14 protein-coding genes are annotated in these 14,877 nt (G+C 36.6%); 2 read left to right on the forward strand and 12 right to left on the reverse strand.

Annotated elements, in window-relative coordinates; translation table 11 throughout:
• Positions 1-53: 53 nt before the first annotated feature.
• From CGC47_RS06715 to CGC47_RS06730, 4 genes are all read right to left on the reverse strand, one after another.
• Positions 54-284, reverse strand: a complete 231-nt coding sequence (locus CGC47_RS06715; protein ID WP_013998403.1) for a hypothetical protein — start codon at positions 282-284, stop codon at positions 54-56.
• On the reverse strand, positions 274-798 hold the full coding sequence (locus CGC47_RS06720) for a DUF420 domain-containing protein (RefSeq protein WP_042001265.1): 525 nt from the start codon (positions 796-798) through the stop codon (positions 274-276). Before CGC47_RS06720 ends, CGC47_RS06715 begins: the two co-directional genes overlap by 11 nt.
• Before the next feature lie 101 nt (positions 799-899).
• Positions 900-1,565 (reverse strand): SCO family protein, encoded by a 666-nt coding sequence (locus tag CGC47_RS06725; RefSeq protein WP_013998401.1) that lies wholly within the window; start codon positions 1,563-1,565, stop codon positions 900-902.
• 13 nt (positions 1,566-1,578) lie between these two features.
• Positions 1,579-2,742, reverse strand: a complete 1,164-nt coding sequence (locus CGC47_RS06730) for a 5-(carboxyamino)imidazole ribonucleotide synthase (RefSeq protein ID WP_042001262.1) — start codon at positions 2,740-2,742, stop codon at positions 1,579-1,581.
• Positions 2,743-3,206: 464 nt separating this feature from the next.
• Here CGC47_RS06730 and topA point away from each other — a divergent pair, with 464 nt between their 5' ends.
• A complete protein-coding gene (gene topA / locus CGC47_RS06735) occupies positions 3,207-5,729 on the forward strand; it encodes a type I DNA topoisomerase (protein ID WP_042001259.1) in 2,523 nt (840 codons plus the stop codon).
• A 28-nt stretch (positions 5,730-5,757) separates the two neighbouring features.
• Entirely contained in the window at positions 5,758-6,144 is a 387-nt protein-coding gene (gene gloA2, locus CGC47_RS06740; RefSeq protein WP_370444577.1) for an SMU1112c/YaeR family gloxylase I-like metalloprotein, read from the forward strand.
• Positions 6,145-6,583: 439 nt separating this feature from the next.
• On the opposite strand, the gene CGC47_RS06745 is transcribed toward gloA2, so the two are convergent.
• The 8 genes from CGC47_RS06745 to CGC47_RS06780 all read right to left on the reverse strand — a co-directional run bounded on the left by CGC47_RS06745 (position 6,584) and on the right by CGC47_RS06780 (position 14,875).
• On the reverse strand, positions 6,584-7,441 hold the full coding sequence (locus CGC47_RS06745) for a DUF3078 domain-containing protein (RefSeq protein ID WP_041913704.1): 858 nt from the start codon (positions 7,439-7,441) through the stop codon (positions 6,584-6,586).
• Between the two features lie 23 nt (positions 7,442-7,464).
• Entirely contained in the window at positions 7,465-7,974 is a 510-nt protein-coding gene (locus CGC47_RS06750) for a DUF2480 family protein (RefSeq protein WP_041986224.1), read from the reverse strand.
• A gap of 12 nt (positions 7,975-7,986) precedes the next feature.
• Entirely contained in the window at positions 7,987-8,313 is a 327-nt protein-coding gene (locus CGC47_RS06755) for an iron-sulfur cluster assembly protein (protein WP_042001253.1), read from the reverse strand.
• 6 nt (positions 8,314-8,319) lie between these two features.
• Complete coding sequence (locus tag CGC47_RS06760) at positions 8,320-8,742, reverse strand: SufE family protein (protein WP_013998393.1); 423 nt, start codon at positions 8,740-8,742, stop codon at positions 8,320-8,322.
• Between the two features lie 153 nt (positions 8,743-8,895).
• On the reverse strand, positions 8,896-9,255 hold the full coding sequence (locus tag CGC47_RS06765) for a YraN family protein (RefSeq protein ID WP_042001251.1): 360 nt from the start codon (positions 9,253-9,255) through the stop codon (positions 8,896-8,898).
• Positions 9,256-9,259: 4 nt separating this feature from the next.
• Positions 9,260-12,430, reverse strand: a complete 3,171-nt coding sequence (locus CGC47_RS06770; protein WP_042001249.1) for a UvrD-helicase domain-containing protein — start codon at positions 12,428-12,430, stop codon at positions 9,260-9,262.
• 318 nt (positions 12,431-12,748) lie between these two features.
• Complete coding sequence (locus CGC47_RS06775) at positions 12,749-13,780, reverse strand: SH3 domain-containing protein (RefSeq protein ID WP_042001246.1); 1,032 nt, start codon at positions 13,778-13,780, stop codon at positions 12,749-12,751.
• A gap of 36 nt (positions 13,781-13,816) precedes the next feature.
• Positions 13,817-14,875, reverse strand: a complete 1,059-nt coding sequence (locus tag CGC47_RS06780) for an SH3 domain-containing protein (RefSeq protein WP_042001243.1) — start codon at positions 14,873-14,875, stop codon at positions 13,817-13,819.
• Positions 14,876-14,877: the final 2 nt, after the last annotated feature.

The raw sequence follows: 14,877 nt of genomic DNA on the forward strand, positions 1-14,877 counted from the left end.
TTCCGAGCAATAAATAAACTTTGTTAGACCCATAATAATTATGAATGAAATAACTACGATTTCTTTTTGTTTTTCATCTTTTTATACACGAAAAAGCCAAGTACTCCCATAAGCAAATACGGAAAAATCATCAGATACACAATGCCGTTATTGATGCCTTTGGCTTGTTGCAAACCCTCTTCACTTTCCAACGAAGCCCGACACATAGCGCATTGAGCAAATGTTTCGTTGTGGAAAAACAACAAAAACAACAATATTGCTAATAAAAAAGGGTTAATTCGCATAGTAAGGAGCTATCATTAAGTACACTACCACTCCAGAAACTGCCACGTAAAGCCAAATAGGAAACGTTATTTTAGCCATTCGTTTATGCCGATCAAAACGTTTAGCAAGGGCTCTAACGTAGGTAATAAGCACCAAAGGAATAATCACTATGGAACACAAAATATGAGTAATGAGTACCAAAAAATAAATTGTACGCAGTACACCTTCGCCCCCATAAGGTGTGGAGTCGGAGGTCATATGATAAACTACATACATCGCTAAAAACAATACTGAAAACAAAATACAGACCTTCATTAGGCGTTCGTGCAACACGATTTTGCCATTTTTAACTGCCCAAACAGCTACAATTAAGCAAACTGCGGTTAGCCCGTTGATGGTAGCATAAATAGGCGGAAGAAATGACAATGGCGCCACATTAGGGATTCGTACCCGAAAAAGCAAAGCAACTACCAAAGGTATCAGTACTGATAAGGCAATTATCCATCGATTGTATTTTTGTTCTGTTGTTTTCATATTGTACCAAGATTTTGGTTCAAAGGGACAAATATACAAATTTCAAAAAGAAACTGCCCCGAAAGTGTAAAGTTACTCGGAGCAGTTTTGAAAGCAAATGATTAAAGCAATTTTTTAATATCGGTAATCAGCATATTGATACCCTCATCGTTAAGTCCGTCATAATAAACAATAGGGTTTCCGTGTTCATCTTTTCGACACACAATGTTTCCGTCTTGGTCAATTAACGCAAATAGTCCGGAATGTTCAAAGCCTCCTACTGACTCATCACCTTCACCTGCGTAAATATTAAAGCTTTTATTAGCTAAATCGTAGATATCTTCAGTCTTTCCAGTAAGGAAATGCCAATGCGGATTGGTTACGCCATATTGTTCTGCATAAGCCTTTAAAACCTCGGGAGTATCCATAGCTGGATTAATGGTAAAAGAAGCAAAACCAATGTTTTTATCCTTGAACGCATTTTGTATCTTAACCATATTCTTGCTCATAATAGGACAAATGGTAGGGCAGTTTACAAAGAAGAAATCCACCACATACACTTTTCCTTGATAATCTTTATCGGTAATGGTTTGGTTATGCTGATTAGTAAAAGAAAAACTGGGTGCTTTACCTAGTTTGACTAAAGCTCCGCCGTCTTTACCTATTGTATGTCTATTAGCATCTGTAACAGAATCATTTCCGAATCTTCGGGCAATCTCAACAACAGCAAAAGTGCCTATGGCAACGATGACCAAAATTAACCCAATGTAATACGTATTCTTTCTCATTCTCTTTATTTTATTACGATTTATTATTACTCACTACTCGAATGGTTTGTTTGACTTCTTGAGCAATTTCACGTGCCTTGGAAAGGTTAGGATTAACGATAGTTACGTGACCCATTTTCCGAAACGGACGCGTCTGTCGTTTTCCGTAAATGTGCGGAGTAACGCCCTCCATTGCCATAATCTGCTCAATGTTTTGATAAACAACATCGCCTTGAAAACCTTCTTCGCCCACCAAATTAACCATCACACCAGCTACTTTGCTTTCGGTTGCTCCCAAAGGCAAATTCAAAATGGCGCGTAAATGTTGCTCAAACTGATTGGTATAACTCGCCTCAATGCTATAATGCCCCGAATTGTGCGGACGAGGCGCTACCTCATTGACTAAAATTTCATCATTTTGCGTTTGGAACATTTCCACAGCCAAAAGCCCCACACTGTTGAAAGCATCAGCCACTTGCAAAGCTACCGCTTGAGCTTTTTGAGCAATTTCATCAGGAATACGTGCTGGACAAATTACGTATTCCACTTGATTGGCTTCGGGGTGAAATTCCATTTCTACCACCGGATAGGTTTTCATCTCACCCTTTGGGCTTCGAACCACGATTACAGCAAGTTCATTTTTAAACGGAATCATCATTTCCGCAAGACATTGCCCTTGAGGCAATTGTTGCAAATCCGCCAACGAACGTACTACCTTAACCCCATTGCCATCGTAACCAAATCGGGCACTTTTCCAAACAAAAGGAAAAGTTACTTCGCCTTTTTCGGCTGCTTGTTTTAATTGGTTTAAATCTTCAAAAACTTGAAAAGGCGCCGTTGGGATTTGGTGTTGCTCATAAAACAGCTTTTGTGAAGCCTTATTTTGAATGATGTTTAGGCTTTGTGGTGTAGGATACACTTTTACGCCCTCGCGTTCTAATTGCTCCAATGCTGCTACATTCACATTTTCAATTTCGAAAGTGAGTACATCTACCCCTTTACCGAAATGATATACGGCATCATAATCCAACAAATCGCCTCGAACAAACTCATTGGTAGCAAAACGAGCGGGAGCATCGGCTGCCGCATCCATAACTTTTGTGGCAATATCAAACTTGCGAGTTTCAGTAAGCAACATCTTCCCGAGCTGTCCGCCACCTAAAATTCCTAATGTAAAATCCGACGAAAAATAATTCACTTCCTTGATTTATTAAAAATAACGGCGACAAACCTACAACTTTATTTGTAATACCACGCCTTTTAAGTATAAAATCACACCAAAAAATAGCAAGAAAATCCGTGAATACGAGCATTCAACGGATTTTCTTGAAAATATGCTATAAAAAAATGACTGAAAACTTCATCTTTAATCTAAACATAAAAGCCATAAACTTTAACATTTAATTAAAAATTGAAGGCAAATATATGAATTTTTTCTTAATTAAAATTGATTTTTATGCTTGGAGATAAAAATAATTTTCAGAAAAATTTAATTTTAACTAACATCTTATTATTGAAAAGAGTACCAGAGCAAAATACACAATAAACTGACAAAAGTCATCTTAATTCATTGATTGATTTATCTTTAATGAGAGGATTAGATATACAATATGGTAGGTTTTATAAAAAAATTTATACTTTTGTACGCAAAATTTTGAGTGTATGGCTAAAAATGTGGTGATTGTTGAGTCGCCTGCCAAGGCAAAAACGATTGAAAAATTCTTAGGAAAAGACTATAAGGTAGTATCTAGCTATGGGCATATTGCCGATTTACCTGCCAGAGAAATTGGCGTGGATATCGACAATGGATTTACCCCAAAATACATTGTATCAAGTGACAAAAAGGAGTTAGTAAAAGAATTAAAAAAACTTACCACAGAGGCAGAAACCATTTGGTTGGCGAGTGATGAAGACCGTGAGGGAGAAGCCATTGCTTGGCATTTGGCCGAAACTCTAAATTTAAAATCGAAAAACACCAAGCGTATCGTTTTCAATTCCATCACAAAATCAGCCATTGAAAAAGCCATTCAAAACCCCAGAGGTATTGATTATAATTTGGTAAACGCACAACAAGCCCGTCGCATTTTAGACCGATTAGTGGGTTACGAACTATCACCCGTGTTGTGGAAAAAAGTAAAAAGTGGGCTCTCGGCAGGACGTGTACAATCGGTAGCCGTACGCCTAATTGTGGAGAGGGAACGTGAAATACAAGATTTTAAAACCCAATCATCTTACAAAATCACTGCCGAATTCACCAATGCTGAAGGAAAGACTATAAAAGCTACGTTAGCCAAAGGTTTCGATTCTTATGATGATGCTCAACGTTTTTTACAAAAAAACATCGGAGCCAATTTTACCGTAGCCACTCTTGAAAAAAAACCTACTAAAAAGTCACCCGCACCACCATTTACCACCTCTACCTTACAACAAGAAGCCTCACGGAAGTTAAATTTTTCGGTAAGCCGAACAATGACTGTAGCTCAACGCTTGTACGAATCGGGTTTAATTACCTATATGCGTACCGATAGCGTAAATCTGTCGCAAGAGGCACTTCAATCTGCCAAGAATGCAATAAAAAGTATTTATGGGGAAAAATACGCACATTCGCGTAACTTTTCTTCAAAAACTAAAGGCGCTCAAGAAGCTCACGAAGCCATCCGTCCTACGGATATGAGCCGTCCTTCAATAACTATTGAACGCGACCAAGACCGCCTTTATGAACTCATCTGGAAGAGAACCATCGCCTCACAAATGAGTGATGCTCAATTAGAAAGAACTTCCATTAAAATAGTAGCCGATAAACACGACGAAATGTTTACGGCAAATGGCGAGGTTATTCTCTTTGACGGATTTTTAAAAGTGTATCTGGAAAGTACTGATGAGGAAGATGAAGAGCAAGAAGGAATGCTCCCAGCACTAACACAGGGCGAAAAATTAAATAATAATTTCATTACTGCAACCCAGCGCTATACCCGCCCCCCCGCACGATATACCGAAGCTTCTTTGGTAAAAAAATTAGAAGAATTAGGCATCGGGCGACCTTCCACTTATGCACCAACTATTTCAACCATTCAAAATCGGGGATATGTTGAAAGAAGCGCTTTCGAAGGCGAACAACGTAATTACCAAACGCTTACCCTTTCCGAAGGTAAAATTCAAAAAAAGACACTTACCGAAAATGTAGGTGCGGATAAAGGTAAAATGATTCCTACCGATATCGGGATTGTTGTGAATGATTTTTTAGTTTCTCATTTTGAATCTATTATGGATTATCATTTCACAGCCAATGTAGAAGAAAGTTTTGACCATATTGCCGAAGGCGAGGAGGATTGGCGTAAAATGCTCGAATCATTCTACAATCAGTTTCACCCCGTGGTGCAAGATGTGGAGCAAAATGCTTCACGAGAGACTGGCACGCGTGTTTTGGGCATAGATCCCAAATCGGGACGTCCTTTAAGCGTTCGTTTGGGGCGTTTTGGAGCTATGGCACAAATCGGCACGAATGAAGATGATGAAAAACCTGTATTCGCCAGTTTGCTTTCAGGAATGTCCATTGAAACCATTACCTTTGAAGAAGCCCTAAAACTTTTTGAACTTCCACGAAAATTAGGCATTATTGACGGAAATGAAGTTGAGGTAAATGTTGGAAGATTTGGAGCTTACGTTCGCTATGGGAATAACTTTGCTTCCTTAGATAAGGGTGAAGATATTTTTAGTGTTACTTTGGATAGAGCTAGAGAGATTATCGCACTGAAACAAAAAGCCGATGCACCTATTGCTACCTACCAAGGTTTAGAGGTAACCAAAGGAAAAGGGCGATTCGGTCCGTTTATCAAATGGAACGATATGTTTATCAATGTAAGCAAAAAATATGATTTTGACCAGCTTTCCGATACTGATATTGAAGAACTTATTGAAACTAAGCTACAAAAAGAATCAGAAAAAGTAGTCAAAGAATGGAATAATGGTGAAATTCGTTTAGAAAAGGCACGCTGGGGGCGTTTTAATCTTATTAAAGGAAAAACCAAAATAGAGTTACCCAAAGACACAGATACTCAAAACTTTACTTTGGAACAAGCCACAGCACTGCTTGATACAAAAACCAAAAAAGCCCCTGCTAAAAAAACGACTGCTACCAAGAAAACCACAGTCAAAAAAAGTACTACAAAAGCTAAAAAAGTATAGTATTGGCAGTAGTTATTAAAATAAAATATTGAATATAAAAGTTTTACACCATATTGCCATTATATGCTCCGATTATGAAAAATCCAAAAGATTTTACACGGAGGTATTGGGCTTTGAAATTGTACGCGAAGTCTATCGAGAAAAACGACAATCTTATAAGTTAGACCTTTCTCTAAAAGGAAAGTATCTTATTGAACTGTTTTCTTTCCCTAATCCGCCAAAAAGGATGACCACTCCAGAGGCTAGTGGGCTTAGGCACATCGCCTTTGGGGTTGAAAATATTTTGCAAGAAGTAGCCTTCTTAAACTCAAAAAACATCTCCACCGAACCCATTCGTACAGATGAATTTACACATAAACGATATACTTTTTTCAAAGATCCCGATGATTTACCTATCGAAATTTATGAACTATAACCATTTGGGATATAAAATCAACTACCTTATGGAGTTTTAGCATAAACTTCTACCTATTATTTACGGAATGGATTTTGCATCTACCGTAACAATTCGTTTCCTCTAAAATAAGTTAGCCAAAACCTTGCCTAAATCTTCTCCTTTTTCAAATACCCAAGCATAGATAGCCATTAGTATAGCTACACAAAACAAAATGTAAAAATATTTGTAATCTTTGTTCATAATAAATCAATTTGATATGCTAATACTTATTCTATTCCAAACCTAATTTTTGGAATAGATTATCAACTATTTGACAAGTATATAAAGATATTTTTAATTTTTAAAATAGGTTTTCATTTTTTAAAAAAACACCCTCAAAATACACACTTTAGGTAGTAAAACAAAAGCTGCCTAAAAAGGCAGCTTTTAAGCAAATTTTTACCGATATAGAATCGTATTAGAATTTGTAGTTTAATCCAGCACCAAACAATTCACGGATTTGGAAAGCTCCTACGGCATTGTCATCGTAAATGGCTTGGAAAGTAAAGTTAGCAGACAAATATTTGTTGATTCCCATCACAACATTAGCTGTGTAATCAATATCTAAATTTTGTGGCTTATCCAAATAGTTGCTATATACATTCAAGATGTTCTCCATAGAAACGTTCTCCATCAAATTGAATTTAGCATATCCATTGGCTGCAAAACCCAGCTCGTAACGTAAAGACTCTCCTTTTTTAACTCCGTAGTAATCACCAGCTTTTGTGAAATCTTTATTTACCATAACTAATTTAGAAGTGGCTGGTGCCAAGTTTACTTTTAAGTTATCGTTTTTCTTCCACAACATACCAGGACCAAATTGCAGATAAGCAGGCGAGAAAAATTGGTTGATTAGTGTTCTTCCTGTTTTTTCGTACTTGTAACCGTCTGTAAACTGAGTTTTAAAATTTAAAAATGCGGAATAATACCAATTGTTAGAAGCTTGTTTACCTAAAAGAGAGTTGTACTCCAAACGGTCGGTGGTTTTTCGGGTGTACTCATCGCCTTTAAGTTTAGTAAGTCCGTAATCTAAATAAAGGTTATTGTCCCAAGTCCAATCGTTTTTCTTGTAGTTAAAGGCATAACTTACTGCCAAATTCAGGGCTACATTGTTAGTTCCTCCTCCTGTCCAATCGTTGTTAAAAGCAGCCTGATTGAAAACAAGAGAAACATTCCCACCGCGTGTCCAGGTTCCTTCAGTTGTGGGTTCATCATTTTGTTGTGCAAAAGCACCAAATGAGGCTAATAAAGCCATTGAGAAGATCATTTTCTTCATAAGTTTAAGTATTTAATTAAAAGTTATTTCTTCTTTTTAAAAATAGGGACTGCCGAACAGGCCTCGCCGTACATTACACTTTTGGCTATGGGTTGGATTTTCTCCACCGCCATCACGTAAGCCGCTTCAGGAACAGGCTTTTGCGAACATCCCTTAATAATTACTGGTTTATCTTTCAGATATGAAACATCAATTCTTTCAATAATTTCTTGATATAAAGCTATTTCCAGATGATTTAAATCGCCCAGTATGGTTTTTCGAGCGTAAGGTGCCAATTTTGAAGTTACCAACATATATGCCCAAGGCGGAATAATGGCTTCGGAGGAACAAAACAAAGCAACATAAGCATCTTTAAAGATTTCCCAATGAAAATCATCTAATTGCTGACGAAAATCTTTTTCTTTAAGCACGATTTCTTCAAAAAGAAAATCCTTTAAATCAAAAGCCATACGCTGACCCACTGGATAATAATCTTCCAAGTCAAAAACAGCTAACGAACTGTTTGCTACCCTGTTAATAATGCTTTCCGACAAGACTAAAATGCGTTACAGATACCCTAACTCCAGCTTTGCCACCTCGCTCATCATATCCTGATGCCAAGGCGGATCGAAGGTAATTTCTACCTCAACTTCTTTAATTTCATCTATACTTTTAACCTTTTCTTGAATCTCCATAGGTAGTACCTCTGCCACGGGGCAGTTGGGTGTGGTTAAAGTCATCAATATTTTAACATCGTGATTTTCATTAACAAAAACATCATAGATAAGCCCTAATTCATAAATATCCACCGGAATTTCGGGGTCGTATATGGTTTTAAGTACCTCTACGATTTTTTCGCCTAAATCTTCTGTATTTATAGTATGTTCACTCATTATTTCTTACGATTCTTTAAGTTGATAAACAAGAGCATAGCGCTTCATTTCTTCCAACATACTTACCAAACCATTTGCCCGAGTAGGTGAAAGATGTTCTTTGAGCCCAATTTCATCAATAAATTTAGTATCCGCTTTCACAATAGCCTCAGGAGTTTGATTGGAAAACACACGAACCAAAAGTGCTACAATTCCTTTGGTGATGATGGCATCACTATCTGCCGTGTAAATTACCTTGCCGTCTTTCATCTGAGCAAAAAGCCATACTTTGCTTTGACAACCTTTGATTAAATAATCATCGGTTTTATATTGCTCTTCAATCAAAGGCAGAGATTTACCCAGTTCAATCATATGCTCGTAGCGTTGCATCCAATCATCAAAGAAAGAAAACTCGGCTACTATTTCATTTTGAATTTCTTGAATCGACATTTATGTTTTTCTCTGGAATAATTTGGGGCAAAAATAGAAAATCCTTTTTAATTTTAACACGGAAAGCCTTCTGATTTAAGTTTTATTTATGCTTAAATACTGATATACATCACATTTTTACAAAAAAATAACAATATTTCAAAAGATAAAATGCTAAAACGGATAAAAGGCATCTTCGATATAATCAATTTGGAAAACATAGGTATTTTTCACAATCGAAATGATATCGAACTGAACCTCAACTTCCAAGTTATTTTTTTCAACATAGTGATTTGCTGCCTTAACCAATCGTTCCATTTTTTGTTTACTAACGAATGATTCAGGAGTTCCATAAGCTGTTGAGGTACGTGCTTTAACCTCAACGATATGCAAGATATGGTCTTTCTGCGAAATAATATCTATTTCAGCGTGTGCGAAAGTGTAATTACGTTCACGAATGGTATGCCCTAATTCGATTAGATGATTTACGGCATCTTGTTCGGCTTGTTTTCCAAAATCGTTATGTGTTGCCATATCGTTACATTTTTAATTCAATAACTTCTACTTCAGTGTTGATATAAACCAAAAATAACCCTTTTATCGTCCAACCTAAATTTTGCAGATTTTCAGCGTAGTAAGCCATTTGAAGCTCATTATCAACGCGATGCTTACCTGTTTTATAATCAATAATATAAGCACAATCATCTTGTGTTAAGGCAATGCGGTCAGGACGAAAATAATTACCATCATCACCTAAAAAATCTCTTTCGGTAAAATAACGATAATCTTCACTAAAAAAAGGTTTTATTTTTTCGTGATTTATCATTTGTTTCAACAAATTGGTAATGTGTTGTCGTTGCTCATTTTGTATAATTCCGTGACTGACTGATTTTTCAATAACCCAATCCATTTCATTAGCATAGGTAAGCTGTGCCAATAAGTGGTGCATAATATTGCCTTTTTCAATGGCGTTTTGCAAGGAAGTATCCCAAAGCATTGCCGATTTTGTAGCTATTTTGTAGCTCGGGGTTTTCCAGCCTTTTTGAAAAGCGACCACCCCATTTTGTGGTGTTTCTTTTGCCTTAGTAACAAAAACAGGAACGCCAAATTCATACTTATTTTTTTCCGTATGCCATTGCCCTTGTTGGGCTAAAAATTCTTGAAAAAGTGTTCCGTAAGAATCTGATTTTTTGGTAGGTAATGCCGTAATAACATACAAAAACGATTCAGGACGAGTCAATGCTACATAAAGCACATTGATATCATCAAGCAATTGCTGTTCTTCAAGCGATTTAACTACTTGTGCCGAATCAGGATGATAAAGGGCAAGACTTTTAGTATTTTTGACCAAAAGATTTGAAAAACCTTCAAATTCATCAGGGTTTACTGGATACCAAATTGCCTCTCTTTTCGGACTTCCTATCGGAGAATCAGCAAAGGCATAAATAATAACGGGAGCCGAAAGCCCCTTGCTCTTGTGTACCGTCATTATACTGATTGCATCAAAGCCTTCGGGGGTATTGATACTCAATTTGTCTTTTTCATCTTCCCAAAATTGTAAAAATTCAGCAATTCCTCCTCTACGTTTGTTTTTAAAGTCAAAAACAATATTCATAAAATGAGACAGATAGGCATCGGAATCTTCAGCCAACTCGAAACATTGTATAGCATAAGCGATGCCTTCGTAAAAAGAATAAGTAAAAAAAATCTCGGTGGAAAAATGAAAATCCTTAAAAAATGTTTCTATCGGCACTTCCATATAATGTGTGATAAACCGATGTATTTCAGAGGTTTTCTTTAAAGTTACAAACTCAAGAAGCATATTAAACTTACTTTCTTGACTTTCAGGTTTATAAATCATCGTTAGAAGAGCAACCAAAAACCGAATGGAAGCTACATTATCAAGCAATAACGATTCCGATGAAATGATATTTTTCCCTTCTGAGGAAAGAAAAGAAGCCAAAACTGTTCCTTGTTGGTTTTTTCGCACCAAAATACAAATGTCCTTATCAGCAACCCCACAGCTATTGGCGTGTTGTATCGCTTCCAAAACTGCTTTGCAATAGGTTTGCTCTCGCTCGGAAAGAAACTCAACAGCATCTTCGTCTTCATTATCGTAAATGTTCTCTTGCGGACTCACAAACTGAATATTAAGATAGCCTTGTAAAGCATTTTCTTGCTTGTTTTTAGGAATGTTTTGCGTATTTTTTTCGTATAAATCACGATATTTTGGCGTTTCAAATTTTTGAGCAACAAAGGTGAAAAAAGCGTTGTTAAAGCGAATGATTTCAGGTAAACTACGATAATTTTCCAACAAATTGACCTGAATACCAGGTACAAAAAACGGATTTTTTTCTCCCAAATACAATTCCATAAATTGCTCTGCCTTTCCACCTCGCCATCGGTAAATGGATTGTTTGGCATCGCCCACCAATAATACTGAACCCCGCTGATTATTTATTGACTCACTTTGCACTGCATTCAAAATCAAGGGTATAAAATTATTCCATTGCAACACCGAAGTATCTTGAAATTCGTCAATAAAATAATGCCGATATCGCTCACCAATACGTTCATAAATAAAGGGCGCTGGTTGAGAGATAATTTCCTTAGAAATCACTCCATTAAACTCCCAAATGGGCAAAATGTTGTCTTCTTTTTTGATTTCTTCTATTTCATTTTGTATTTGACCAAGCAACGCCAAAGGAACGATTAGATTTAGAGCATTATTAAAAAAGTTGATATTTGCATAAGCCTGTTTTACCTCTTCGAAAAGTTTGACAATTTCGGGGCGTAACGCCTCTATGCGGTCTGTATCTAAGAATTTGGCTTTGCTTATAGGATAAAGTGGTTTTTCTTCATTAAAAATATCGGCCTGCCAACCCAAGTCCCAACTGGGTTCGTTTTCTGGAGAAAGAAACACGCCTCGGAAAAACTTGTACACCGAACCTCGCAAAAAAGCACTTTCATCTAAGCCTTTTTCTTCAGTAATTTGTAAAAAACGTTGGGAAGCATTTTTTAAAACCTGTTGATTTTGTCGCCTTTTGTTTTTAAGACAAGTCTCTAAAGCCTCAAAATCGGCAATAGTTTTCTCTTTAATGGTTTGCAGTGCCTGATAATGATTTTCTTTGGTAAGCATTTCGGCTACAGCAAGTAATTCTTTGGTAGCGTCCCAATTTTTATCTTCCTTAATCTTTTCCTTAGAAAATTGGGTAAGCAATTGGGTAATTTCAGGAATTTCTCCTGCCCGAGCCAACAAATTATCCACCGATTTTTGAAGAATGGTTTTTGCATCCATCTGTACTTCAAAAAATTGACTCAGATGTAAATCGAAAGCAAAGTTGCGTATGAGCCGATGATTAAATCCGTCAATGGTATTGATACTAAAAGCCGCATAATTATGCAAAATATGGGTAAGCACCCGTTGCGAACGCATTTGCAATTCTATAGGAGCCATTTTCAGTTCTTTTTCCAGCTCGGTGAACATACTATGGGGTTGGGTAAGACTTTTTTCATCGGAGAAAAGCATTAGCATTTCAATAATCCGATTTTTCATCTCGAAAACCGCCTTGTTGGTAAAAGTGATTGCCAAAAGCGAACGAAAGGTATCCGGATTTTTTGAATTTAATACAATTTTGAGATACGCCTTTACCAGCCCATAAGTTTTCCCCGAACCAGCAGAAGCATTGTAAATCACATACGACTCCATAACCTTTTTTATTGCAAATAAAACAAAAAAAGACTTTATGGTCAAAAAGTTTAGGTTCAAAGTTCCAAAAGGGTCAAGGTTTGAAGTTATCAGGCGACAAATTAGAAGAAAAACCTTGAAACTTGAAAACTTGTAGTTTGATACTTTTTTTGCTTTCTTCCTATTTTTTGTTTTCAACTGTCATTTTAATATCCAAATTGATTCCTTCAAAAAGGAATTGTTCTTTTTGGTTTAAAGAGTCCTCAAAATCAAGACACTTGCCAAGAGAATAATTTTTCGTATTGTTTTGAGTTATTTTTCATATTAAATCGCTGTTTATTACTTCTTTTTAATTCGGATATATTGGCAACTTTCGGTATTGTAATCTCCGCTTTTATAGTCCCAATACACAGCCTTGTGATTTACAGGCATATAGAAATATCCGTCTGTCGCCCAAAATAAGCCCTCGTCCATATAAAAATAGGGTTTCCAGTTTTTGAACCATAACGTATATGTCCCCCTAATTTCTTTATTTTCATCAACTTCAAAAAATTCAATATTTGATATTAACTCGTGTATTAGAGGAGAAAGTGAAACCATTTGCTTTTTATCAGGTGACAGGTACGGAAATCCTGAAAATTCCTTCCTTTTGCCGTTTCTTTTATCAAACAAAATATATCCTTCTGTTGAAAAGGAAGATACAAAAACCACGTGTTTTTGCAAGGCCTCAATATGTCCTGTATACGTGTAAATTAGGAAATCGTCGCCATCTGTATCGTCATCCATAAGTGTTGTAACCAAATGATCCTCAAAAGTCAGTGATATAACTCCGTCTCTTTTTTGTACGGAGAGGGGAGTATCTTCAACCAAGTAGTTCACACGTTGCTTTTGAGCTTCGTTGTATGTTTTTTGGTCGATGAGTTCTATCTGAAACAAATCACGAACCGTTTCTTCGGACATATGCACTTCTATATTATCGTCTAAAACATAAAGATCTGACTCTATTAGCTTTATATCTTCCATTTCGCCCAAATCGGTTTTCTTGACATAAGCCTGTACCCAGCCATCTTGCCCTTCTTCCTCATTGATTATACGCCATCGGACAGCATACCAATCTTCATCTTTATAAATGATTTCCAGAATTTCGCCATAGGGTACAGTATCAATTATCTTTGCCGTTTCGTTGGCTCTCGTAAAAAGATTTATTCCCTTTCGGTTGGTTACGAATTTCTGCTCAAATGAGGATATATTAACAAAATCAATCCAAACGAGTTCGTCATCGGTAACTTCTTCATTTTCATTATTATTCTTGTTAAAAAACTGGCAACCGTTCAAAATCAAGATACTTGCCAAGAGGATAATTTTTCGCATTGTTTTGAGTTATTTGTCACAGTAACCTACTGATTATCATTTCTTTTTAATTCGGATATATTGGCAGTTTTCGACATTGTAATTTCCGTTGATGTCCCAATACACAGCGGTTTGATTTACAGGCATATAGAAATATCCGTCTGTCGCCCAAAACAAGCCCTCGTACACATCGGAATAAGGCATCCAATTTTTAAAAGGGATAGCAATAGACTTTTTAATATCTTGATTTTCATCAACTTCGTAAAATGTAACGTCCGACATTAGTCCTTCCGTTATGATTGGAAACACAACAATTTGCTTTTTCTCAGGCGATAAATACGGAAATCCTAAAAATTCTTGTCTTTTGCCGTTTCTTTTATCAAATAACACATATTCAATTGATTCGCAATAATTTACATAAACGACATATTTTTGCAAGGCTTCGATTTGCCCCATATATTCGTAAACTTCGGCTTCGTCGTTATCTGTATCATTATCTTTCAGAATCACAACGGAATCATCCTCAAAAGTCAGTGATAAAGCTCCGTTGCGTTTGCGTACGGCGAGGGTGTCTTGAAGTAAGTGGCTCACTCGCAGTTTTTTAGCTTCGTTGTATGTTTTTTGGTCGATGAGTTCTATTTGAAACATATCACGAACCGTTTCTTCGGAAATAGGACTTTCTGATTCTTCATACAAAGCATAAAAGTCTGATTCTATAAGTTTTATATCTTCCAAATTACCCACATCGGTTTTCTTGACATAAGCCTTTGCCCAACCCGTTCGGCTGATTTCCTTGCCGTCTTCCTCATATTCTTCGGTTACGTACCACTGAACAACGTACCAATCCTCGTATTTTTCAAGCACTTCCAAGCCTGTGCCGTAGGGTGCTGTATCGATTTTCCTCGTGTTTTCGTCAGCACCCAGAAAGAGGGTCGTTCCCTCTCGGTTGGTTACGAATTTCTTTTCGATTGAGGCTGGGTCGATAAAATCAAGCCAAACGAGTTCCGCTTGGGGAATTTCCGTATCGATAAATTCTTGATTTTCATTATTATTTTTGTTAAAAAACTGGCAACTGTTCAAAATCAAGACACTTGCCAAAAGGATAATTTTTTGCATTG

It is taken from the genome of Capnocytophaga canimorsus, assembly GCF_002302565.1.
Lineage (GTDB): Bacteria > Bacteroidota > Bacteroidia > Flavobacteriales > Flavobacteriaceae > Capnocytophaga > Capnocytophaga canimorsus.

Coding starts and splice junctions, on each gene's coding strand:
- CGC47_RS06715 (WP_013998403.1), bottom strand. CDS start 284: ATGCGAATTAACCCTTTTTTATTAGCAATATTGTTGTTTTTGTTGTTT.
- CGC47_RS06720 (WP_042001265.1), bottom strand. CDS start 798: ATGAAAACAACAGAACAAAAATACAATCGATGGATAATTGCCTTATCA.
- CGC47_RS06725 (WP_013998401.1), bottom strand. CDS start 1,565: ATGAGAAAGAATACGTATTACATTGGGTTAATTTTGGTCATCGTTGCC.
- topA (WP_042001259.1), top strand. CDS start 3,207: ATGGCTAAAAATGTGGTGATTGTTGAGTCGCCTGCCAAGGCAAAAACG.
- CGC47_RS06745 (WP_041913704.1), bottom strand. CDS start 7,441: ATGAAGAAAATGATCTTCTCAATGGCTTTATTAGCCTCATTTGGTGCT.
- CGC47_RS06755 (WP_042001253.1), bottom strand. CDS start 8,313: ATGAGTGAACATACTATAAATACAGAAGATTTAGGCGAAAAAATCGTA.
- CGC47_RS06760 (WP_013998393.1), bottom strand. CDS start 8,742: ATGTCGATTCAAGAAATTCAAAATGAAATAGTAGCCGAGTTTTCTTTC.
- CGC47_RS06765 (WP_042001251.1), bottom strand. CDS start 9,255: ATGGCAACACATAACGATTTTGGAAAACAAGCCGAACAAGATGCCGTA.
- CGC47_RS06770 (WP_042001249.1), bottom strand. CDS start 12,430: ATGGAGTCGTATGTGATTTACAATGCTTCTGCTGGTTCGGGGAAAACT.
- CGC47_RS06775 (WP_042001246.1), bottom strand. CDS start 13,780: ATGCGAAAAATTATCCTCTTGGCAAGTATCTTGATTTTGAACGGTTGC.
- CGC47_RS06780 (WP_042001243.1), bottom strand. CDS start 14,875: ATGCAAAAAATTATCCTTTTGGCAAGTGTCTTGATTTTGAACAGTTGC.